A 21046-nucleotide genomic window follows, 5' to 3' on the forward strand; every position below is an offset into this window, starting at 1 on the left:
ATGGCGGGCAGGACGGTACGCGAGGAGCAGGTCAGCGCGACCCGGGAGCTGATCCTGACCGCGGCCGAGCGGCTCTTCGCCGAGCGCGGTGTGCTCGCGGTCTCCAACCGTCAGGTCAGCGAGGCCGCGGGCCAGGGCAACAACGCCGCCGTCGGCTACCACTTCGGGACCAAGGCCGACCTGGTCCGGGCCATCGCCCGCAAGCACCACACCCGGGTCGAGGAGATCCGCGCCCGGCTGCTGGCCGGGGTCGGTGACTCGGCGGACGTGCGCGACTGGGTGGACTGCCTGGTCCGGCCCGTCCCCGAACACCTCGCCGCACTGGGCAGCCCCACCTGGTTCGCCCGGTTCTGCGCACAGGTCATGACCGACCCGGTGCTCCAGCAGATCATGGTCGAGGAGTCCATGGCCTCGCCGTCCCTCCCGGTGATCGTCGAGGGGCTGCGGCGGTGTCTGCCCGAACTGCCCGCCGACGTCCGGGCCGAGCGCGCGGAGATGGCCCGCCATCTGATCGTCCACATGTCCGCCGACCGGGAGCGGGCCCTCGCCGAGAACACCCCGACCCCGCGGGCCAGTTGGTACGACGCCGCCACCGGGCTCGGTGACGTCGTGGTCGCCATGTGGACCGCTCCGGTCACGCCCGCGTCCGGCTCCTAGAGGGCATTGATTGAGTCAGGCAAGGAGGAGGCTAGGGTGGGGGAGCGCCTCGAAGCGCGTCCCCCACGAACGGTTCTGCCCATGCCCGGCTCCAGCGCGCGACCGGCACTCGCCCGCGGTGCCGGTCAGCGCCTCCTGATCGTCGCCGGCGACCCGGACGTCGCCGAACTGCTCTCCACCACGCTGGAGTTGGCGGGCTACCGGGTCGTCGCCGTCGCTGCCGCGAACGACGGGATGGCCCTGCTCGCGCGGGAGCGGTTCGACCTGGCCGTCGTCGACGCGACCCTGCCCGATGTGTCCGAACTGGGCCGCACCAGGCCCGCTTTGGCCCGTCGGCCCCCGGTCCTGCTGCTGATCGACTACGACTCCCTGGACCGGATCGTGCCCGAACTCGGCCTGGGTGAGCGGGACTACGTCACCAAGCCGTTCCGGGTGGCCGACATCCTGGTCCGGGTCCAGATCCTGCTGCGCGGCACCGGCGCGAACCCGGCCCGGAGCGGCGCGCTCTCCTATCGCGACCTCGTCCTGGACGACACCCTGTGCGAGGCCAGGCGCGGGCCGCGCGCACTCGACCTCACGCCCGCGGAGTACCGGCTGCTGCGGCACCTCCTGGTCAACGCCCACCGCGTGCTGTCCAAGGAGCAGATCGGCCGGTACGTCTGGGGCGACCACCGCGGCGGCAACGCGATCGAGCAACTGGTCTCCCGGCTGCGGCGCAAGGTCGACCAGGACGCCCCCGGCCTGATCCACACCCGGCGCGGCTTCGGATACTGGCTGGGGCGCGCCGACACCGACGCGTGACGGCCCTGTCGGCGCGTGAGGCCCCTGTCGGCGCGTGACGGCTCCTGCTGCAAACGCGGTGCCCGACCTGGCCCGCTCATGACGGAGCGCGATATGCGTGGCACCCGGGGCGAACAACTCCTTTACGTCGCAGGACAGTTGGCGAATCGATCCTGTATGTGATCCGGGTCACGTCAGCTTCCTGTCAGGTCACTGACGGGATGGCGTCAGCCCCGTCTGTTTGCATGTGCTCATCGAGGCCTCGACCACTTCGCCCCGGCGCTCCGCCCCTGGACGGAGCCCCCCCACCACCGAGGAGAACCATGGCCGACACCCTGGCCGTTCCCACAGCCGACGCACCCGGCACGGCCCCCGAGTTCCCCATGCCGCGCGCCTCCGGATGCCCCTTCGACCCGCCGCCCGGACTCCGGAAACTCCAGGAGGAGGGCCCGCTCGTCAAGGTGCGCCTCTGGGACGGCAGTGAGCCCTGGCTCGTCACCCGCTACGCCGAGCAGAAGCAACTGCTGGGCGACCCCAGGGTCAGCGCCGACACCGACACCCCCGGCTACCCGACCAAGGCCAGCCCCGAGGCCGGCGAGGGCAAGCTCAGCTTCATCATGATGGACGACCCCGAACACGCCAGGCTGCGCCGGATGGTGACGGCCCCCTTCGCCATCAGGAAGATCGAGGCCCTCAGGCCCGCCGTGCAGCGGATCGTCGACGGACTGATCGACGACATGCTGGCCGGCGACGGCCCGGTCGACCTGGTCGAGGCGTTCGCCCTGCCGCTGCCCTCCCTGGTCATCTGCGAACTGCTCGGCGTCCCCTACGACGACCACGCGTTCTTCCAGGACAACACCAAGACCATGGTCCACCGCGAGGCCACCCCCGAACAGCGCGGCGCGGCGAGCAGGGAGATCGCCGGCTTCCTCGCCGGACTGATCACCCAGCGGATCGCCGAACCGAAGGACGACCTGCTCACGACCATCGCCGAGCGCGTCACCACCGGTGAGATCGACCACCGGCAGGCCACCGAGATGGCGCTGCTCATGCTCTTCGCGGGCCACGAGACCACCGCGAACATGATCGCGCTCGGCACCGCCGCGCTCCTCGAACACCCCGACCAGCTCGCCCTGTTGCGCGAGAGCGACGATCCCCGGTTCGTCGCGGGCGCGGTCGACGAACTGCTGCGGTACCTCAACATCGCCCACCTGGGGCGCCGCCGCGCGGTCACCGAGGACATCGAGATCGCCGGACAGGTCGTCAAGGCGGGCGACGGCCTTATCATGGTCAACGAGATCGCCAACCGCGACCCCGAGGTCTTCGAGGACCCCGACCGCCTCGACCTCACCCGCGACGCCCGCCGCCACGTCGCGTTCAGCTTCGGCGTCCACCAGTGCCTCGGCCAGCCGCTCGCCCGCATGGAGCTCCAGGTCGTCTACGGCACCCTCTACCGGCGCATCCCCACCCTGAAGCTCGCCCGCGCCGTGGAGGACGTGCGGTTCAAGCACGACGCGTTCATCTACGGCGTCCACGAACTGCCGGTGGCCTGGTGACGGCTCCCCGTCCCACGAACGAACGAGAACCACGAGAGAAGCAAGGGGAATCCCATGAAGGTGGAGCTGGAAGCCGACAAGTGCGTCGCCTCGGGGCAGTGCGTGGTCGCGTCCATGGAGGTCTTCGACCAGGACGACGACGGCATCGCGGTCCTGCTGGCGGAGGAGGTCGGCGACGAACTCGTCGAGAGCGTGCGGGAAGCCGTGGCGGTCTGCCCGGCCGCCGCCATCCGGCTGGTCCGGTCGTGAGGCGGATCGCCGTCGTCGGCGCCTCGGCCGCGGGACTCGCGGCCGTCGAGACGCTCCGGCGGGAGGGCTACGACGGTACGCTCACCCTCGTCGGCGACGAGCCGGAACTCCCGTACGACCGGCCGCCGTTGTCCAAGCAGGTCCTGGCCGCGGAGTGGGAGCCCGACCGGCTCGCCCTGCGCACCTCCGCCGACCTGACCGCGCTCGACCTCGACCTCCGGCTCGGCGTGGCGGCCACCGGCCTCGAACTCGTCGACCGCACCGTGCGGTTGGCGGACGGAACCGAGGTGCCGTACGACGGCCTGGTCATCGCGACCGGGGTACGGCCGCGCCGGCTGCCGGGCGAGGGCGCCCACGTCCTGCGCACCCTCGACGACGCCCTCATGCTGCGGGAGCGGCTGGCTCGCGGGCGGCGGCTGGTCGTGGTGGGCGCCGGTTTCCTCGGTGCGGAGGCCGCCGCGGTGGCCTGGCGGCTCGGCGCCCACGTGACCCTGCTCGAACCCGCCGCCGTCCCACTGGCCCACGCGGTCGGCGCCCGGGTCGGACAGATGCTGGCCGCGGCCCACGTGGACCGGGGCGTCGACCTGCGCTGCGGGGTCACCGTGACCGAGGTGACCGAGGACGGGGTCCGGCTCGCCGACGGCGGGATCGTCGAGGCCGACGAGGTGCTGGTGGCCATCGGCTCGCTGCCCAACACCCGGTGGCTGGAGGGCAGCGGGCTCGCGCTGGGCGACGGCGTGGTGTGCGACGAGTACTGCGAGGCGGCGAAGGATGTCTACGCGGCCGGTGACGTGGCCCGCTGGTACAACCCGCTGTTCGGCACGTCGATGCGGATCGAGCACCGCACCAACGCGGCCGAACAGGGCATGGCCGCCGCCCGCAACCTGCTCGCGGCCCCCGAGGCCCGCAAGCCGTTCGCGCCGGTGCCGTACTTCTGGTCCGACCAGTACGACATGAAGATCCAGGCGTACGGCTTCCTGCGCGGTCACGACGAAGTCGCCGTCGTCGAGGGCGACTTGGCCGAACGCCGGTTCATCGCCGCCTACCGCACCGGCGACCGTGTGAGCGGCGCCCTCGCGGTGGGCGTCCCGCCCAAGGCGCTGCGCCAGTGGCGCCAGGCCGTCGCAGCCGGAGCGACCTGGCACGGCACCGTGCGCACCGGGGTCCCGGCGGTCGAGGCCTGATCGCCCGGCGGGGGTGCGGCGGCCCACCCGGGCTGCCGCACCCCCACGGCCGTATGTCGTACGTCCGCAGTACGCTCGCTGAACGTCCGCCGTAGATTACTTGAGTTACGCAACAAGATGGTAAACTCGCGAGTATGTCCTCACAGCCGCTCCCCGACGTCCCCGCGTCTGAAGAAGTCATCGAGATCGAACGGGCGCTCACCCGCATCACCTATCTGAGCACCCGGGCCCGCCAGCACGACCGACTGATGTCGCTGGCCGAGGTACCGCTGGACCGTGCCGCCGTGGCGCTGCTGCGGCAGGTCGCCGACACCGAGCCGATGCGCCCGGGGGAGCTGGCCAACCGGCTGGGAGTGGAGGCCTCGCACGTCACGCGTACCGTCCAGCAGCTCCAGAAGTCGGGGTACGTCACCCGCGTCCCCGACCCGGACGACCGGCGCGCTCAGCGCATCCAGCTCACCGAGACCGGCCGCAAGGCCATCGACCGCATCCGTGACGCCGGTGCCCGGGGCATGCAGCTGGCCCTGTCCGACTGGTCTCCCGAGGAGCTGCGCCAGCTCGCCGGGCTCTTCCACCGCATGGTCGACGACTTCCTGTCCTACTCCATCGATGACTCCAGCGAGGACTCCGTCGACGACGAGAGCGCGGAGCCGACGCCGGCCGGGACCGCCTGAGGCTCAGCGCACCGGAAGACGCGGACCGACCCGTCCGGCGGGTTCGCGCAGCCCCCGCAGCAAGAGCGCGCCCAGCGCGGGCAGTGCGACGAGCGGCACCAGCGCGGTCCGCAGCGACGTGGCGTCGGCCAGCGCCCCCAGCGCCGGTGCGGCCAGCCCGCCGACGCTCACCGTCAGGCCCAGCGTGACCCCGCTCGCCGTGCCCACCCGCCGGGGCAGGTAGTCCTGGCCCAGGGTGACGTGCAGGGAGAAGGGCACGTACAGACCGGCCGAGGTCAGGGCGACGAACAGGTACACCGCCGGGCCGGGGACCAGCACCACCCCGGCCACGGCGAGCACCGTCAGCGCGTACGCCCGCCGCACCACCGCCGTCCGTCCGTACCGGTCGGCGAGCCGGCCCCCGGCGACCGTCCCCACCGCACCGCCCGCGTACAGCACACACAGCGCCGCCGTACCGGCAAGGTCCCCGCCGCCGGTGCGCTGACGGACGTACGACGAGACGAACGCGCTCAGCCCGACGAACACGACCGACCGGCACACCACCGCACCCGACAGCCGCAGGAACGACGGCCAGTCGTCACGCCCGCAGCCTTCGGCCGCGGGGCCGGAGAGCGCGCCGCGCCGGGACCGGCGTACGGCGGCCGCGCACAGGCCCGCCCCCGCCACGGCCGGTACGACGAGCAGGGGAGTGGCGCCCAGGCCGCTCAGGGCGATCACGGCGGCGACCAGCAGCGGAGCCAGGGCGAAGCCGATGTTGCCGCCGAGCGAGAACCACCCCATCCCCCTGTTGCCGTCGGGTGCCACGGCCCTGGCCGCCCGGGCGGCCTCCGGATGGTAGGCCGCGACCCCGATCCCGGACACGGCGACCGCCGCCAGGGTCAGCGGATAGGAGTCGAACACGCCGCTCAGCGCGACCCCGCCACCCGCGGTCAGCGCGCTCAGCGGCAGCAGCCACGGCATCGCCCACCGGTCGGTCAGCGCGCCGAACAGCGGCTGCACCACCGACGAGAGCAGGGACGCGGCCAGGACGACGCCGGACGCGGCGGCGTAGGAGTAGGCGCGCTCGGTGACGAAGAACGGCACCAGGGCGGCCACGGCCCCCTGGTACACGTCCACGCAGGCGTGGCCCAGGGACAACAGCGTGAGGGAACGTTTCTCGGACACCCGACGAGCCTCGCGCGGACGGTCCGTGGCCCGCTTCCGATAATCTGCCCAGCGATGCCGAACATCCGCCATACGCCCACGGCACCCACCGACGCCCGCCACCTGGCCGCGGGCGCGGAGATCGACGCCCACCGCCACGACGACCACCAGATCGTCTACGCGGGCTCCGGCGTCCTCGCGGTCACCACCGACGCCGGCACCTGGTTCGCGCCCGGCACCCGGGCCATCTGGGTCCCCGCGGGCACCGTCCACGCCCACCGCGCCCACGGCAGCCTCGACCTGCACCTCGTCGGACTGCCCGCCGACGACAACCCGCTCGGCCTGGACGCCCCGACCGTGCTCGCCGTGGGCCCACTCCTGCGCGAGCTGATCCTCGCCTACACCCAGGACCCCGACCGGGACAGCCCCGAACGCCGCCGCCTGCTCGGCGTCCTCCGCGACCAGCTGCGTGCCTCGCCCCAGCAGCCCCTGCGGCTGCCCGCCCCCGCCGATCCCCGGCTCGCCGCGGTCTGCGCACTCGTCCACACCGACCCCGCCGACCCGCGCACCCTGGCCGCGCTGGGCGCCGCCACCGGAGCCTCCGAGCGCACCCTCAGCCGGCTCTTCCGCGCCGAGTTCGGCATGACCTTCCCGCAGTGGCGCACCCAGTCACGGCTCTACCACGCCCTGCGCCTGCTGGCCGACGACGTCCCCGTCACGGCCGTCGCACACCGCTGCGGCTGGTCCTCCGCGAGCGCCTTCATCGACGTCTTCCGGCGCTCCTTCGGCTACACGCCCGGCACCCACAACCGCCGCTCGCCATAAGGGCGGAGGTCGCCGTACGAGCTGTGTGTACCGTCCAGTAATGTGCGCGGCAGCCCCCCAGGAGGAGGAACCGTGCCACGGTCCCCACGCTCGCCCCTGCTGCTCGCCGGCCTGCTGGCCACCGCCGGCGCAGCCCACTTCGCCGCGCCCCGCCAGTTCGACGTGATCGTCCCCCGGGCCCTGCCCGGCAAGGCCCGCACCTGGACCTACGCCAGCGGTGCCGTGGAACTCGCGCTCGCCGCCGGTCTCGCGCTGCCGCGCACCAGGCGGACGGCCGCGCTCGCCAGCGCCGCGTTCTTCGTCGGGGTCTTCCCCGCCAACGTCAAGATGGCCGTCGACTGGCGCCACCGCCCGGCCCCGCAGAAGGCGGCCGCCCTCGGACGGCTCCCGCTGCAAGTGCCGCTCGTGCTGTGGGCACGCGGCATCGCGAAGAGCATGGAGGACCAGGCATGAGCAAGGCGACAGAGGCCGGCGACACCGTCGAGGACTTCCAGCTCCCCGACGAGACCGGCACCGACCGCAAGCTGTCCGAGCTGCTCGCCGACGGCCCGGTCGTGCTCTTCTTCTACCCGGGCGCCCTGACCGCCGGCTGCACCGCGGAGGCCTGCCACTTCCGCGACCTGGCCGCCGAGTTCGCCGCCGTCGGCGCCCGGCCCGTGGGCATCAGCGGGGACACCGTCGAGCGCCAGCAGGAGTTCGCGGGCCGCCACACCCTCGGCATGCCCCTGCTCTCCGACGCCGACGGCGCCGTACGCGAACGCTTCGGCGTCAAGCGCGGCTTCTCCCTCGCCCCCACCAAGCGCGTCACCTTCGTCATCGCCGAGGACCGCACCGTCCTGGAGGTCGTGCGCAGCGAACTGCGCATGAACACCCACGCCGACCGCGCCCTCGAAGCGCTGCGCGCACGCCACAAGTGACGGACGGGACCCGGTTGCACCGTTTCGGTTGATGCGGTCTGACAAAGGGACCATCCTGGACCATATGGAGCACGTCTCCGCTACGGCGACCACCGATGCCTCCGGCATGGTGACGGGGTGGAGCGAGGGTGCCCGGCAGCTGACGGGACACACGGCCGAGGCGGTCGTGGGACGGGCGGCACGGGAACTGCTCGCCGAGGACCCGCCGGGGTCCGCCGTGGCGGCACTGAAGGGGACCGTCGTACTGCGCCGGCACGACGGTTCCCCTCTCACGCTCCTCGTGGAGGCGTGCCCCCTGCTCGGCGCCGACGGCACACCGGCCGGATACGTGCTGACCGGCCGCCCGCCCGGCTCCGCCGAGTCCACCCTGGCCGGACAGGCCTTCCAGCAGGCCTCCATGTCCATGTCGGTCTTCGACACCCGCCAGCACTACCTGCGCCTCAACGACGTGGCCTGCCGGGTGATGGGCGTCTCCGAGGAGGCCCTGCTCGGGCGGTTCTTCGCCCGGACCGTCGAGGACGCCGAGCACAGCCGGGGCTTCCTGGCCAACCTCCGCCAGGTCGCCGAGACCGGCATGCCCGTCCGCTACGAGAGCTTCACGGGCGCGCCCGCCCTCAACCGCGAGCACGCCTGGAGCATCGAGATGTGGCCCGTGCGCGAGGACGGCACCGGCGAACTCACCGGCGTCGCCCTGGCCGCGTTCGACAGCAGCGACCAGTACTGGGCCCGCCAGCGGCTCGCCCTGCTCAACGAAGCGGCGGCCGCCATCGGCACCACCCTGGACGTGGTGCGCACCGCCGAGGAACTCGTCGGACTCCTCGTGCCCCGCTACGCCGACTTCGCCAGCGTGGACCTCCTGGAATGGGTCCTCGGAGTGGACGAACCGCCGACGGTCCTGGACGGCGACGTCGTCCTGCGCCGGGTCGCCCACGGCTCGGGACACGAAGGCACCCCGGAGGCCGCCGTCCACCTCGGCGAGACCGACCTCTACCCCGCGTTCTCACCGCCCGCGCGGGCCCTGCGCGAGGGCCGGGCGGCCGTCAGCCAGGCCGGCGAGCCCGACTTCATGCGCTGGGTCGCCGAACGCAACGCCCGCGCCCCCGCAGGGCGCACCTACCGCAAGGGCGTCCACTCCATGCTCGCGGTGCCGCTCAAGGCCCGCGGCACCACCCTCGGCGTGGTGGTCGCCGTCCGCATCGCCCACCCCGACGACTACGGCGACGACGACGCCGTCCTCGGCGAGGAACTCGCCAGCCGCGCCGCCGTCTGCATCGACAACGCCCGCCGCTTCGCCCGCGAGCGCACCACCGCCCTGGCCCTCCAGAGCAGCCTCTTGCCCCGCGGACTGCCCGGACAGGCCGCCGTCGAGGTCGCCCACCGCTATCTGCCCTCCGGATCGCTGGCCGGCATCGGCGGCGACTGGTTCGACGTCATCCCGCTCTCCGGCAGCCGTGTCGCCCTCGTCGTCGGGGACGTCGTCGGCCACGGCATCCCGTCCTCGGCGACGATGGGCCGCCTGTGCACCGCCGTGCGCACCCTCGCCGACGTCGACCTGCCGCCCGACGAGCTCCTCACCCACCTCGACGACCTGGTCACCCACCTCGCCTCCGACGACCGCGACGACGAGGGGGGAGAGGTCGCCGAACTCGGCGCCACCTGCCTCTACGCCGTCTACGACCCCGTCTCCCGCCGCCTCACCGCGGCCGCCGCGGCCCACCCGCCGCCCGCGGTCGTACTGCCCGACGGCACCGCGAGCCTCGTCCCGCTGAGCGCCGGACCCCCGCTCGGCGTCGGCGGCCTGCCCTTCGAGGCCACCGAGATCGAACTCCCCGAAGGCGCCGTCGTCGCCCTCTACACCGACGGCCTCATCGAGGACCGGGACCGGGACGTCGACCACGCCACCGACGAACTGTGCCGCGCGCTCACCGCCAGGACCGACACCCTCGACGACCTGTGCGACACGGTCCTGAAGGCCGTACTCCCCGAAGAGCCCGGCGACGACGTGGCCCTGCTGCTGGCCCGCACCCGGGCCCTCGGCACGGACCGCGTCGCCACCTGGGACGTCGAGCCCGACCCCGCGCACGTCGCCGCCACCCGGCAGGCCGCCACCGAGCAACTCGCCGCCTGGGGACTGGAGGAGGCCTCCTTCGTCACCGAACTCGTCGTCAGCGAACTGGTCACCAACGCCATCCGCTACGGCGAACCGCCCATCCAGCTACGGCTGATCCGCGACCGTACCCTCATCTGCGAGGTCTCCGACGGCAGTTCCACCTCGCCCCACCTGCGGCGCGCCCACGCCTACGACGAGGGCGGCCGCGGGCTGCTGCTGGTCGCCCAGCTCACCCAGCGCTGGGGGAGCCGGCAGACCGGCACCGGCAAGACGATCTGGGCCGAGCAGTCACTGGAACCGCCCGAGTTCTGATCACCGCGCTCACTCGAAGGAGCAGCCGGGGTTCGGCACGTCCTCCGAGTACGGCGAGCCGTGCGGCAGTACGTACAGCACCTCCAGGACGAGGGTCGTGGTGCCCTCGTTGCGGCCGAGATGGACATCGCCCGGGCCGCCCGGCTCCCGTACGACCGTGCCCTGCGGGTAGACGCCGTCGCTCTGGCAGTCGGGGTGGTAGTGGCTGAGGGTGCCCTGCTTGACGTACCCGTAGACGGGCCCGTCGTGGTAGTGCCAGCCCGTGGACTGGCCCGGCGGGACGGTGATCTCCCTGAGGACGTAGTCGGTGTCGACCACGGTCTTCTGGGCGATCAGCGTGCCGACCACACCGGGGCCCGGCGGGGTCGCGTGGGCGGTGCCGCCCGCGAGGACGCTGGCGGTGACGACGGCGCCGGACAGGGCGGTGCGGAGCGCGGTGCGCATACGGAGGGCCTCCTGGCTCGGGTGCGTGAGCGACTGCGTGTCGCAGTGAACATAGAGGCAGGTAGGGGGAGTTGGGCGGTGTTCCGCGGATCTTGCGGTCCGGGAGACTACCCGGGACCCGCCCGAGGCCCGCCCGGTCCGCGCCGGACGTGCCCCGCCGGGTCACCGTGCCCCGAGGGTCCTCGCGGGCTCAGAACTCCTCGTGCGTCTCGGGGTCGCCGCCGAGGCGCCGGTGGGCGCGGTCGCCGATCGCCGCCACCTCGGCCTCGGTCAGCTCGAAGCCGAACACGTCGAGGTTCGCCCGCTGCCGGTCGGTGTCACCGGACTTCGGGATCGGCAGGGCGCCGAGCTGGAGGTGCCAGCGCAGGATCGCCTGGCCGGGCGTGACCTCGTGCGCCTCGGCCACCCGGCGCACCGCCGGGTCCTCCAGCAGGTCCGAGCCCCGGCCCAGCGGGCTCCAGCTCTCGGTGACGACGCCCTTGTCGGCGTGGTAGGCCCGCAGCTCGTCCTGCGGGAAGAAGGGGTGCAGCTCGATCTGGTTGACGGAGGGCAGGACCCCCGTCTCCTTCTCCAGCCGCTCGATGTGCGCGGGCGTGAAGTTGGATACCCCGATCGACCGTACGAGACCGTCCTCACGGAGCTTGATCATGGCCTTCCAGGAGTCGACGTACTTGTCGACCCGGGGCAGCGGCCAGTGGATCAGATACAGGTCCACGTACTCCAGGCCGAGACGGGCGCGGGACTCCTCGAAGGACGCCAGGGTCTCCTCGTAGCCGTGATGCCGGCCGGGGAGCTTCGTCGTCACGACGATCTCCTCGCGCGGGACACCACCGCCGGTCACACCGCGGCCGACGCCGGTCTCGTTGCGGTAGTTCGTCGCGGTGTCGAGGAGCCGGTAGCCGCTCTCCAGGGCGGTGCCGACCGCCCGCTCCGCCTCGGCGTCGTTCATCGGCCAGGTGCCGAGGCCGAGGGCGGGGATCGTCGTACCGTCGTTCAGGGTGTGCGTCGGGATGCTGATCACTTGCGGACCTTCCCTTGACTGTGTCGTCCCCCCAGCCTCACGGATAGGGTGAGCAGTGATCAACCGGACGGGCGGGGACGAGGGCAGCGGACGGCATGGGAAGCACCGAGAAGCGGTCGGCGGGACCGGGGCGTCCCACGTCACGGGACGTCGCCCGGCTCGCCGGCGTGTCCCACACCGCCGTCTCCTTCGTCTTCAACGGCCGCGCCGAGGGCAACCTCTCGCCCGCCACCCAGGAACGCATCCGCCAGGCCGCCACCCAGCTCGGCTACCGCCCCGACCCCGTCGCCCGCGGCCTGCGCAGCCGCCGTACGGCCGTCATCGGCCTGGTCACCGACGAGATCGCCTCCTCGCCCTTCGCGGGCCGGCTGCTGCGCGGTGCCATGGAGACGGCCTGGGACAGCGACCACCTGGTCCTCACCGTCGACTCCGGCGGCGACCGCGCCAAGGAGGACGCGGCCGTCGCCGAACTCCTCGACCGGCGCGTCGACGGCATCATCTACGCGGCCATGTCCCTGCGCCGCGTCCGCGTCCCGGAGGGCCTGCACCGCACCCACTCCGTGCTCGCCAACTGCCTGCCCGACGACGACTCCCTGCCGTCCGTCATCCCCGCCGAGCGGGCGGGCGGTCGTACGGCGGCCCGGCTCTTCCTCGACCAGGGGCACCGCAGGATCGCGCTGGTCGGGGGCCAGGACGACATCGCCTCGATGGAGCGGACACGGGGTTTCCGGGACGCGCTGCGCGCCGAGGGCATCACCGTGCCCAAGGACTGGGTCGTCCGCACCGGCGGCGAGATCTCCAGCGGCTACCAGGGCGCCATGCGCCTCCTGGACGGCGTCCCCGCCGAGCACCGCCCCACCGGACTCTTCTGCTACAACGACCGGGTCGCGGCGGGCGCCCTGCACTGCGCGGCCCGCCTCGGCCTCGTCGTGCCCGACGACCTCTCGGTGGTGGGCTACGACGACCAGGAGCACATGGCCGAGTTCCTGTCCCCGCCCCTCACCACCGTCGCACTGCCGCACCGCGAGATGGGAGAGACGGCGGCACGGCTCCTCCTGGACGCCATCGACACCGGCCGAACCCCACCGGCGACGGTACGACGCATCGCCTGCCCGGTGATCAGCCGGGGGTCGGTGGCCGGGGCGCCGACGGCGTGACGCCTCGCGGGTCACACCGCCGGCCTGCCCGGAGACTCGACAGGACCTCCCGTCAGGGAGTCGCCCGTCCGCTGCCGAGCGCCCACCACTCGGCCTCCACCAGCGCGCCGGACACGGTCAGCTCGGCCGTGTCCCCGGGGCGCCGGTACACCCGCTCGGTGATCATCACCCGTTCCCCGGCGAAGAGTTCGAGCAAGGACCCGTCGACCAGGACCCGCACGGTCAGCGGTCCTTCGGGCACCCTCGCGACCAGGGGACCGTCGCCATCGGGCCGCGACCGGGGCCACCCGGACCGGTCCAGCGTCACCGTGCCCGCTTCGGGGTCGAGACGGACCGTGAGTTCAGCGCCTGACGCGGACCGGAGCAGGGTCACGGTGGCGGGTGATGGTGCGGTCACCGTCAGGTCGTAGGCGTCGGGGAGCGGTCCCTGGTCCAACGGCTCGGCGGAGCGCAGGAGTTGCAGCTCCGGTGCCGGTGCGAGGCGGAGGGTGCCGTCGTCGTGCACGTCCACGACTCGGGGCGCTGTCAGGACCCCCGCCCAGCCCGCCCGGTCCACCTCCTCCTGCGGGCGTGCCTCCCAGGACCAGCCCCACAGCAGCGCCCGGTCCTGTTCGGTGTCCTGGAGGACGGAGGGGGCGTAGAAGTCGCGGCCCAGGTCGAGGCGGTCGGCGTGGCGAGAGGTGAACGTCAGCTCGCCACCCGGGAGTTGAGTCGGGCGGCCCGTCACGTACGCCGTGCCCAGGGGGTCGCCGTCCCAGAGGGCCAGCGCCAGCACCCACTCGCCGCCGGGTGTCCGGGCCAGCTGGGGGCACTCCCAGCCGGTCGGTCCCGGGCCGAACGCCGCTGCCGTCACCGGGTCCCGGCCGTCCAGGAAGACTCCGGCGAACCGCCAGTCGTAGAGGTCCTCGCAGTCGTACACCAGCACCGACGGTGTGCCGTCCGCGTGCCCGGCGCCGACCAGTGCCCAGCGCCGGTCGGCGAACCGGAAGACGAACGGGTCGCGGAACATCGTCACGTCCAGGCCGGCCGGCGGACCGGACACCACCGGGGCCGGGACCGGCTTCCACGCCACGAGGTCGTCGTCCTCCGCCACCGCGAGGCAGATCGAGCCCAGGCCCGTGTGGGTGCGGTCGACACCGGTGTACACGGCGGTAGGGACGCCGTCGTCGTCGACCACGCAGCCCGACCAACAGCCCGCCTCGTCCGGGCCGCCGGGTGTCGGGGTGAGGGCGATCGGATGGTGGTCCCAGTGGGCGAGGTCGGGGCTGGAGGCGTGGCCCCAGTGGACGTTCGTGTGCACCGGGGCGTCCGGGTTGTACTGGTAGAAGAGGTGATGACGGCCGCGCCAACGGAAGGGCCCGTTGGGGTCGTTGACCCAGTTGGCGGGCGGACGGACCCTGAAACGCGGGGCGTTGGGGTCGAGGCTCAACGGTTGACTCCTGCGGAGGTGATGCCCTCGCGGAGAGGGCGCTGGCCGACGAGGAAGACGGCGACGGCGGGGATCATCGAGAGCACGACACCGGCGAGGACCACCGAGATGGAGCCGGTGCCGAGGTTGCCCTGGAGGGAGACCAGGCCCAGTGGGAGGGTGTAGTTCTGGCCGGAGGTCTCCAGGATCAGCGGGCGGAAGAACTCGTTCCAGTGGTAGTTGAAGGCCAGCACGCCGACGATCGCCAGGCCGGGTGTGGCGAGCGGCGCGTACACCGACCGGAAGGTCCGCCAGGGTCCCGCGCCGTCCAGCATCGCCGCCTCGCCCAGGTCCTTGGGCATGCCCAGGAAGTACTGGCGCATCAGGAAGGTGCCGAAGGCGGTCGGGAACGCCGGGATGATCAGCCCGAGCAGGGTGTCGGTCAGGCTCATCGACTTCAGGACAAGGAACACCGGCACGATCGTGACCTGCAAGGGGACCATCATGGTCGCCAGGACGAGGCCGAACAGCGGCTTCTTGAAACGGAATTCGAGGCGCGCGAAGGCGTAGCCCGCGAGACCGGCCGTGATCATCTGGCCGACCGCGATCAGGGCGGTCACCAGCGTCGAGTTCAGCGCCAGCAGCCAAACGTCGATCTGGTCGAAGACCCCGCGGTACGACTCCACCGTCGGATGCGTCGGGATGATCTTCGGCGGCAGGTCGAAGGACTCCGCCGGGGTGCGCAGGGACGTGGAGACCGTCCAGATGACCGGGCCCAGCGTCAGCAGGGCGCACAACGTCAGTCCGGCGATCCGCGCCCAGGGGGCGAGCGAGTGCCGGGTACGGCTCATCGTCAAGGTCGCTTGGGTCATGGGGGACTCACCGGCTCACTGGTAGTGGACGAAACGCCGGCTGAGCCGGAACTGGAGGGCGGTGACCGCCATGATCAGGACGAACAGCAGCACGCCCACCGCGGACGCCTCGCCGAAACGCAGCTGCTCGAACGCCGACTCGTAGATGACCATCACGACGGTGCGGGTGGAGTCGCCGGGCCCGCCGTTGGTCAGCACGTACGGCTGCTCGAAGACCTGGAGGGCGTTGATGACCCCGACGACGGTCGCGACCAGCAGGGTCGGCGACAGCAGCGGCAGCGTCACGTGCAGGTGCTTGCGCAGACCCGTCGCCCCGTCCAGGGAGGCCGCCTCGTGGATTTCCTTGGGGATGTTGTTCAGCCCGCCCACGAACAGCAGGAACGAGAAGCCGAACTGCTGCCACACATAGACCAGGATCACCGCGGCCATCGCCGAGTTCTCGGATGTCAGCCACGGCACCGGGGCGATCCCGATCAGCCCGAGCCCCCAGTTCACGACGCCGAAGTCCTGGTTGAACAGGTACTTCATCACCACCGAGATCGACGCCGCCGACAGCACCAGCGGGAAGAAGAACGCGGAGCGGAACACCGAGCGCAGCCACACCGGCATCCGCCCGTTCACCGCGAGCGCCAGGGTCAGCGCGATCAGCAGCTGGAGCGCGACCGCGAGCACCATGAAGACGAGCGTGTTGCGGAAGGAGACCAGGACGGTCGAATCGGTGAAGACCTCACGGTAGTTGGCGGCCCCGGCCCAGGTCGGGGAGTCGATCACGTTCCAGTGGAAGAGGCTCAGCACGACCGAGCCCACGATCGGCACCACCGTGAAGATCACGATGCCGACGATGGTGGGGGCGAGGAACAGCGTGGCCAGCAGCTTGGTGCCGCGGTCGCGGGCCGGGGGCCCTGCGGCTCCGGCGGCGGGCGCGGGCGCGGGCCGGGACGGTCGTACGGTGGCGATCTCGGTGTTCGTCATACCTCACGCTCCATGGCCTTCTCCAGATCGCTCTGCATCCGGCGCAGCGCGGGGCCCACCGAGCGCCGGGAGGCCAGCGCGGTCCCGGTGTGCTTCAGCAGCACCTGTTCGACCTCGGCGACCTGCGGCGGTGCCGGGATCGGTCCGGTGTCGGGGAACTTGTCGAGGGTGTCGTAGAAGACCTGCCAGTGCCGGGGGCCCATCTCCCGGTAGCGGTCCTCGGTGAGCATCGAACGGCGGGCCGGGGTCGTCTGGTTGGTCTCGAAGAGCCGCATCAGGGTGTCCCTGCGGGCCGCGAACTTGATGAACTCCCAGGCCTCTTCCTGCTTCTTCGAGGTCCGCAGCAGCGCGTAGCCGGCGGCGCCGAACTGCATGCGCTGGGTGCGCCAGCGCGGGAAGTACTGCACGTCGAAGCTGCCCGGCTTCATCCCGGCCTGGTGGAGACCGCCGGCCCAGAAGCCGCCGGCCGGGGTGACGCCGACGCGGCCGGTGGAGAACACGCCGATGAGGTTCTGGCCGTTGCCGCCCTCGGGGCGGGTGCACAGGTCCTCCTGGATGAGGGAGGCGAGATAGTCGTACGACTCCTCGACGCGCGCGTCCGTGGCCTGCGGGGTGGTCCACCGGAAGCCGCCGCCACGGCCCCGGCGGTCGGCGGCCGGGTAGAAGCCGTCCCACAGCCACGCCCCGCCCGGTGCCTTGGACTCGGCGAGCAGATTGGTGCCGTTGGCGAACAGCCAGGGCACGACCCCGCCCCACAGGCGGTTGGTCCAGAAGTACGGCGTGAACTGGGAGCCGCTGGACTTCTTCATGTCCCGCAGGAGTTCGGTGAAGTCGTCGCGGGTCCAGTCGGCCGCCGGGAAGCCCGCGCCCGCCCGCTTCAGGACCTGGCTGTTGAGGTACATGTCGGCCGCGTTGAACTCGACCGGCAGCTGGTAGAGGCTGCCCTCGTACATCATCGACTCCACCAGCGAGGGGTGGACGTCGGTGAAGTACTCGCGCAGTTCGGCCGCGTCCCGCTTGACCCACTTGTCGAGGGCGACGCCCAGGCGCTGGGCGAAGAGCTGGACGCCCTCGGTGGCGACGTAGACGAGGTCGGGGGCGGTGCCCGCGGCGATCTGGGTGAGGATCTTCGCGAAGAAGTCCGACCAGTCCGTGGCCTGGACCGCGTTGATCCGCAGTCTGATGTCGGGGTGGACCTTCTTGAAGCCCTCGGTGAGGGTGCGGATCGCCTCGGGGCCGTAGGCGGGGCCGAGGGTGGCGACGACGAGGGAGCCGTCGTCGCGGCCGGGAATGTCGGCTCCGGTGAGCCGGTCCCAGCTGGCGGCGGTGCCGGCGAGCGCGGCGGCGCCCGCTCCGTAGGCGCCGTACCGCAGCAAGGTGCGACGGGTGACGTGCGAGTCGGTCATCCAACAGGGCCTAACTCGTGTTAGCCAGATTCTGATGCCCCAGATGATGGGAAGCGGGACACAGACCTGTCAAGGCCCGCGAAGACTTGACCTTTAACGAGTTAGGTCTCACAGTCCTGATCCACATGAGCCGCCGTTTCCAGTGAGAGGAACGATGTGTGATGGGCGGGATTTCCAGGAGAGCGCTGTTCGCGGGATCGGTCGCGGGAGCCGCGGTCGCGGTGTTGCCCGCGGGACCGGCGGTGGCGAGGCCCAAGTCGGCCGCCGCATGCGCGAGTTACCGCGCCGAGTACCACTTCACGGTCCCCGACCAGTGGAAGAACGATCCACAGCGGCCGGTGTGGATCGACGGCGAGTACCACTACTACTACCTCTACAACGCCGACTACACGACCGGCGTCGTCGGCACCGCCTGGCGCCTGGCCACCAGCTCCGACCTGGTCTCCTTCACGGACCGGGGTGTCGCCGTACCCAAGAACACGACGGCCAACGGCGACGTCTGGTCCGGCTCCGCCGTGGTCGACACCGGCAACACGGCGGGCTTCGGGGCGGGCGCGGTCGTCGTCCTCGCCACCATGTCCCCGCACGACGGGGACGCCGACCAGGCGCAGTACCTGTACTACTCCACCGACGGCGGCCGCACCTTCACCAACTACGGCACCGACCCGGTGCTGCCCAACCCCGGCGGACGCGACTTCCGGGACCCGAAGGTGATCCGCGACGAGGAGCGCGGCCGGTGGGTGATGACCCTCGCGGAGAACAACAAGGTCGGCTTCTACCACTCGGCCGACCTCAAGTCCTGGACGTACGTGAGCGGTTTCATCAAGGACGGGATCGGAGTGCTGGAGTGCCCCGACCTGTTCCGGCTCACCGCCTCGGACGGGACCGTGAAGTGGGTGCTGGGCGTGAGCGCGAACGGCAAGGGATCCGGGCTGCCCAACACGTACGCGTACTGGACCGGCTCCTTCGACGGTACGACCTTCACGGCCGACACCGCCGATCCGCAGTGGCTGGACCACGGCTGGGACTGGTACGGGGCCGTCACCTTCGAGAAGCGGTCCCCGAGCGGGGTGCTGGACCAGACGGCGCGGTACGCCATCGGCTGGCTCAACAACTGGGACTACGCGAACACCACGCCCACCATCGACTGCGACGGGTTCGACGGCACCGACTCGATCGTGCGCGAGGTCTCCCTGAAGCGGGACGCGTCCGGGGTGTACTACCTGGCCTCGCAGCCGGTGTCCGGGCTGGACGACCACGTGTCCCGCACGGTCGACCTGGGCGATCTGGAGGTCACCGGTACCCGTGTCCTCGGCTACACGGGTGTCGCCTACGAACTGAGCTGTGAGATCAGCTGGGACCAACTGCGCGGTGCGGGCGTGCAGTTGCGCCGCTCACCGGACGGGGGCCGGCACATCGACGCCGGGATCTACGACGACTACGCCTTCCTCAACCGGCGGGGCACCGTGAACCCGGACCCGACCGGGCGGTGGCAGGAGAGCCACAGTCCCTTCTCGGGGGACAGGGTGAAGCTGCGGATCCTCGTGGACCGCACGTCGGTCGAGATGTTCGTCGACGACGGCCGCTACGTGCACTCCTCGGAGGCGTTCCCGTATCTGATCGACACCGGGCTCGCGCTGTTCTCGATCGACGGGACGGCGGTCTTCGAGAACGTGGTGATACGGGAGTTCACGGTCTGAGGACGTGGGCGGTGCCGCCGTCCGCGGCGAGGGCGGCGGCGATCCGCCGATGGGCCAGCCGCCGCTCCTCGTCGGGGACCGGTGGCAGGAGTTCCTCCCACACCGGCAGGAAGGAGCCACGGAGTTGCAGCATGCCCGCAGGCCGGGCGAGCAGCCAGAAGTGCAGGTGGGCGGCGCCGTCGCCCCAGCGGTTCACATGGACGCGGGCGACGCCGTCGAGGCTCAGGATCGCCCGCTCCGCCCGCTGGAGCAACGGGCCCAGTTCGGCCGCGCGTTCGGCGGGCAGGTCGGACAGGTCGTGGTGGGCGCGCGGTTGCAGCATCACGACCGCCGGGAGACGGGACTCGTCGCCGACCGCGTCGAGCCGCCAGTGGTCGTCGGACCACAGGGCCTCCGTCACCGGCTTCAGACAGGCACCGCACCGCTCCGGGCCGTCCTCGCCGGCGCGGGCGGGCTCGGGCAGGACCGGCGGTCGCAGGGGCCGGGCCCGGAGGTCGCCCTCGAAGGGGAAGGTCTCCCAGGAGGTCACCGAGTCGGCGGGCAGAGGAAGCCTTTCGCCCGTGGGCAGCCGCCTTACGAAGGCGCCGGGCTCCTGGGGAGTTGCGGGAACGGCCACACTGGGCAGTCAACCATGCGTGACGTGCCCCGCGGGGTACGGACTTCGGACAGATGCCGGCGATCGACGGAGCACGCATGACAACGGACCAGGGCACGGCGGAGCGGGACGCGGGCATCGAGGTGAACCCGGTCGCCGGGCACATCGGCGCCGAGATCACGGGAGTCGACCTGTCGGGTGACCTCGACGACTCGGTGGTCGCCGCGATCCGGGCCGCGGTGCTGCGCTGGAAGGTGGTGTTCTTCCGGGGACAGAAGCTCGACCACACCGGGCACGTGGCGTTCGCCCGCAGGTTCGGCGAGCCGGTCGTCCTGCGCAGGCGCGGCAGCGCCTCACCCGCGGACTTCCCCGAGGTGGAGACGACCGCCGACCGGCTGGAACTGGGCGGGAAGTTCGGCATGGAGCACGACGAGTGGCTGCAACGCCGACGCCACACCCTGCTGCGCGGCTGGCACTGCGACCACGGCGCCCGCATCGACCCGCCCGCGGCGACGATCCTGCGCGCCGAGACGGTCCCGCCGTACGGGGGCGACACCCAGTGGGCCAACCTCGCCGCCGCCTACGCCGGACTCTCCGCGCCGGTGCGGGAGTTCGTCGACGGGCTGCGCGTCGAGCACCGGCTCGGCGTCGGCTACCAGCCCCGCCCGGGCGACGACGCCTACGTTCGCCACCTGCTGGACCACCAGGTCGCCTCGCTGCACCCGCTGGTGCGCGTGCACCCCGAATCGGGGGAACGGATCCTCTCCGTCAACGGCTACTACGTCGAGCAGATCGCCGGCCTCTCCCGCGCCGAGAGCCGGGCGGTCCTCGACATGCTCCTCGAACAGGCGGTACGGCCGGAGTACACGGTCCGCTTCCGCTGGGAGCCGGGCAGCGTCGCCTTCTGGGACAACCGCGCCACCATCCACCTCGCCCCGAGCGACAGCGCCCACCTCGGCTTCCCCCGGACCATGCACCGGGTGATGCTGGCCGGGGAAGTGCCCGTGGGCGTCGACGGCAAGCCGTCGCAGGCCGTCACCGGGACCGAGGTGGGGCGTTGGTGA

Annotated in this window: 21 protein-coding genes; 13 read left to right on the forward strand and 8 right to left on the reverse strand. The window is 71.9% G+C overall.

The window, feature by feature from the left end; translation table 11 throughout:
• From G3I78_RS33780 to G3I78_RS33805, 6 genes are all read left to right on the forward strand, one after another.
• Positions 1 to 657 carry a TetR/AcrR family transcriptional regulator gene (locus tag G3I78_RS33780; protein ID WP_203615877.1) on the forward strand — a complete coding sequence of 219 codons (657 nt, stop codon included), beginning with the start codon at positions 1 to 3 and terminating at the stop codon, positions 655 to 657.
• 81 nt (positions 658 to 738) lie between these two features.
• Complete coding sequence (locus tag G3I78_RS33785) at positions 739 to 1458, forward strand: response regulator transcription factor (RefSeq protein WP_164431738.1); 720 nt, start codon at positions 739 to 741, stop codon at positions 1456 to 1458.
• A 302-nt stretch (positions 1459 to 1760) separates the two neighbouring features.
• Positions 1761 to 2993: a cytochrome P450 gene (locus tag G3I78_RS33790; RefSeq protein ID WP_164431740.1), complete on the forward strand. Its 1233-nt coding sequence runs from the start codon at positions 1761 to 1763 to the stop codon at positions 2991 to 2993.
• A 54-nt stretch (positions 2994 to 3047) separates the two neighbouring features.
• The gene (locus G3I78_RS33795) at positions 3048 to 3242 is read left to right on the forward strand and encodes a ferredoxin (RefSeq protein ID WP_164431742.1); all 195 of its coding nucleotides are present in this window, start codon (positions 3048 to 3050) and stop codon (positions 3240 to 3242) included.
• Positions 3239 to 4426, forward strand: a complete 1188-nt coding sequence (locus G3I78_RS33800; RefSeq protein WP_164431744.1) for an FAD-dependent oxidoreductase — start codon at positions 3239 to 3241, stop codon at positions 4424 to 4426. Before G3I78_RS33795 ends, G3I78_RS33800 begins: the two co-directional genes overlap by 4 nt.
• 134 nt (positions 4427 to 4560) lie before the next feature.
• The gene (locus tag G3I78_RS33805; protein WP_164431746.1) at positions 4561 to 5100 is read left to right on the forward strand and encodes a MarR family transcriptional regulator; all 540 of its coding nucleotides are present in this window, start codon (positions 4561 to 4563) and stop codon (positions 5098 to 5100) included.
• Positions 5101 to 5103: 3 nt separating this feature from the next.
• On the opposite strand, the gene G3I78_RS33810 is transcribed toward G3I78_RS33805, so the two are convergent.
• A complete protein-coding gene (locus G3I78_RS33810) occupies positions 5104 to 6264 on the reverse strand; it encodes an MFS transporter (RefSeq protein ID WP_343243919.1) in 1161 nt (386 codons plus the stop codon).
• A gap of 54 nt (positions 6265 to 6318) precedes the next feature.
• On the opposite strand from G3I78_RS33810, the gene G3I78_RS33815 reads away from it, so the two are divergent.
• The 4 genes from G3I78_RS33815 to G3I78_RS33830 all read left to right on the forward strand — a co-directional run bounded on the left by G3I78_RS33815 (position 6319) and on the right by G3I78_RS33830 (position 10407).
• Entirely contained in the window at positions 6319 to 7068 is a 750-nt protein-coding gene (locus G3I78_RS33815) for a helix-turn-helix transcriptional regulator (protein WP_164431750.1), read from the forward strand.
• Positions 7069 to 7140: 72 nt separating this feature from the next.
• A complete protein-coding gene (locus tag G3I78_RS33820) occupies positions 7141 to 7521 on the forward strand; it encodes a MauE/DoxX family redox-associated membrane protein (RefSeq protein WP_164431752.1) in 381 nt (126 codons plus the stop codon).
• On the forward strand, positions 7518 to 7985 hold the full coding sequence (locus G3I78_RS33825) for a peroxiredoxin (protein WP_164431754.1): 468 nt from the start codon (positions 7518 to 7520) through the stop codon (positions 7983 to 7985). The genes G3I78_RS33820 and G3I78_RS33825 overlap by 4 nt, the downstream gene beginning before the upstream one ends.
• Before the next feature lie 64 nt (positions 7986 to 8049).
• Positions 8050 to 10407: a SpoIIE family protein phosphatase gene (locus G3I78_RS33830; RefSeq protein WP_164431756.1), complete on the forward strand. Its 2358-nt coding sequence runs from the start codon at positions 8050 to 8052 to the stop codon at positions 10405 to 10407.
• A gap of 9 nt (positions 10408 to 10416) precedes the next feature.
• Here the strand turns inward: G3I78_RS33830 and G3I78_RS33835 are convergent, their stop codons facing one another.
• Together G3I78_RS33835 and G3I78_RS33840 are read right to left on the reverse strand one after the other, a co-directional pair.
• Positions 10417 to 10851 carry a cupin domain-containing protein gene (locus G3I78_RS33835; RefSeq protein WP_164431758.1) on the reverse strand — a complete coding sequence of 145 codons (435 nt, stop codon included), beginning with the start codon at positions 10849 to 10851 and terminating at the stop codon, positions 10417 to 10419.
• Between the two features lie 190 nt (positions 10852 to 11041).
• Positions 11042 to 11872, reverse strand: a complete 831-nt coding sequence (locus G3I78_RS33840) for an aldo/keto reductase (protein ID WP_164431760.1) — start codon at positions 11870 to 11872, stop codon at positions 11042 to 11044.
• A gap of 95 nt (positions 11873 to 11967) precedes the next feature.
• On the opposite strand from G3I78_RS33840, the gene G3I78_RS33845 reads away from it, so the two are divergent.
• A complete protein-coding gene (locus tag G3I78_RS33845) occupies positions 11968 to 13029 on the forward strand; it encodes a LacI family DNA-binding transcriptional regulator (RefSeq protein WP_164431762.1) in 1062 nt (353 codons plus the stop codon).
• Between the two features lie 52 nt (positions 13030 to 13081).
• On the opposite strand, the gene G3I78_RS33850 is transcribed toward G3I78_RS33845, so the two are convergent.
• Genes G3I78_RS33850 through G3I78_RS33865 form a run of 4 tightly spaced genes read right to left on the reverse strand, consistent with a single transcriptional unit; the run spans position 13082 to position 17687 of the window.
• Complete coding sequence (locus G3I78_RS33850) at positions 13082 to 14458, reverse strand: glycoside hydrolase family 32 protein (protein WP_164431764.1); 1377 nt, start codon at positions 14456 to 14458, stop codon at positions 13082 to 13084.
• The gene (locus G3I78_RS33855) at positions 14455 to 15309 is read right to left on the reverse strand and encodes a carbohydrate ABC transporter permease (RefSeq protein WP_164431766.1); all 855 of its coding nucleotides are present in this window, start codon (positions 15307 to 15309) and stop codon (positions 14455 to 14457) included. The genes G3I78_RS33850 and G3I78_RS33855 overlap by 4 nt, the downstream gene beginning before the upstream one ends.
• 15 nt (positions 15310 to 15324) lie before the next feature.
• Entirely contained in the window at positions 15325 to 16281 is a 957-nt protein-coding gene (locus G3I78_RS33860) for a sugar ABC transporter permease (protein ID WP_164431768.1), read from the reverse strand.
• Positions 16278 to 17687 carry an extracellular solute-binding protein gene (locus G3I78_RS33865; protein WP_164431777.1) on the reverse strand — a complete coding sequence of 470 codons (1410 nt, stop codon included), beginning with the start codon at positions 17685 to 17687 and terminating at the stop codon, positions 16278 to 16280. The genes G3I78_RS33860 and G3I78_RS33865 overlap by 4 nt, the downstream gene beginning before the upstream one ends.
• Positions 17688 to 17848: 161 nt before the next feature.
• Here G3I78_RS33865 and G3I78_RS33870 point away from each other — a divergent pair, with 161 nt between their 5' ends.
• Positions 17849 to 19387, forward strand: coding sequence for a glycoside hydrolase family 32 protein (locus tag G3I78_RS33870; RefSeq protein ID WP_164431779.1), 1539 nt, complete (start codon positions 17849 to 17851; stop codon positions 19385 to 19387).
• Here G3I78_RS33870 and G3I78_RS33875 read toward each other — a convergent pair.
• The gene (locus tag G3I78_RS33875) at positions 19377 to 20003 is read right to left on the reverse strand and encodes a hypothetical protein (RefSeq protein ID WP_164431781.1); all 627 of its coding nucleotides are present in this window, start codon (positions 20001 to 20003) and stop codon (positions 19377 to 19379) included. The genes G3I78_RS33870 and G3I78_RS33875 overlap by 11 nt on opposite strands.
• A gap of 77 nt (positions 20004 to 20080) precedes the next feature.
• Here G3I78_RS33875 and G3I78_RS33880 point away from each other — a divergent pair, with 77 nt between their 5' ends.
• Positions 20081 to 21046: a TauD/TfdA family dioxygenase gene (locus G3I78_RS33880; protein ID WP_164431783.1), complete on the forward strand. Its 966-nt coding sequence runs from the start codon at positions 20081 to 20083 to the stop codon at positions 21044 to 21046.

The sequence above is a fragment of the Streptomyces sp. SID13726 genome (genome assembly GCF_010548375.1).
Taxonomy (GTDB): domain Bacteria; phylum Actinomycetota; class Actinomycetes; order Streptomycetales; family Streptomycetaceae; genus Streptomyces.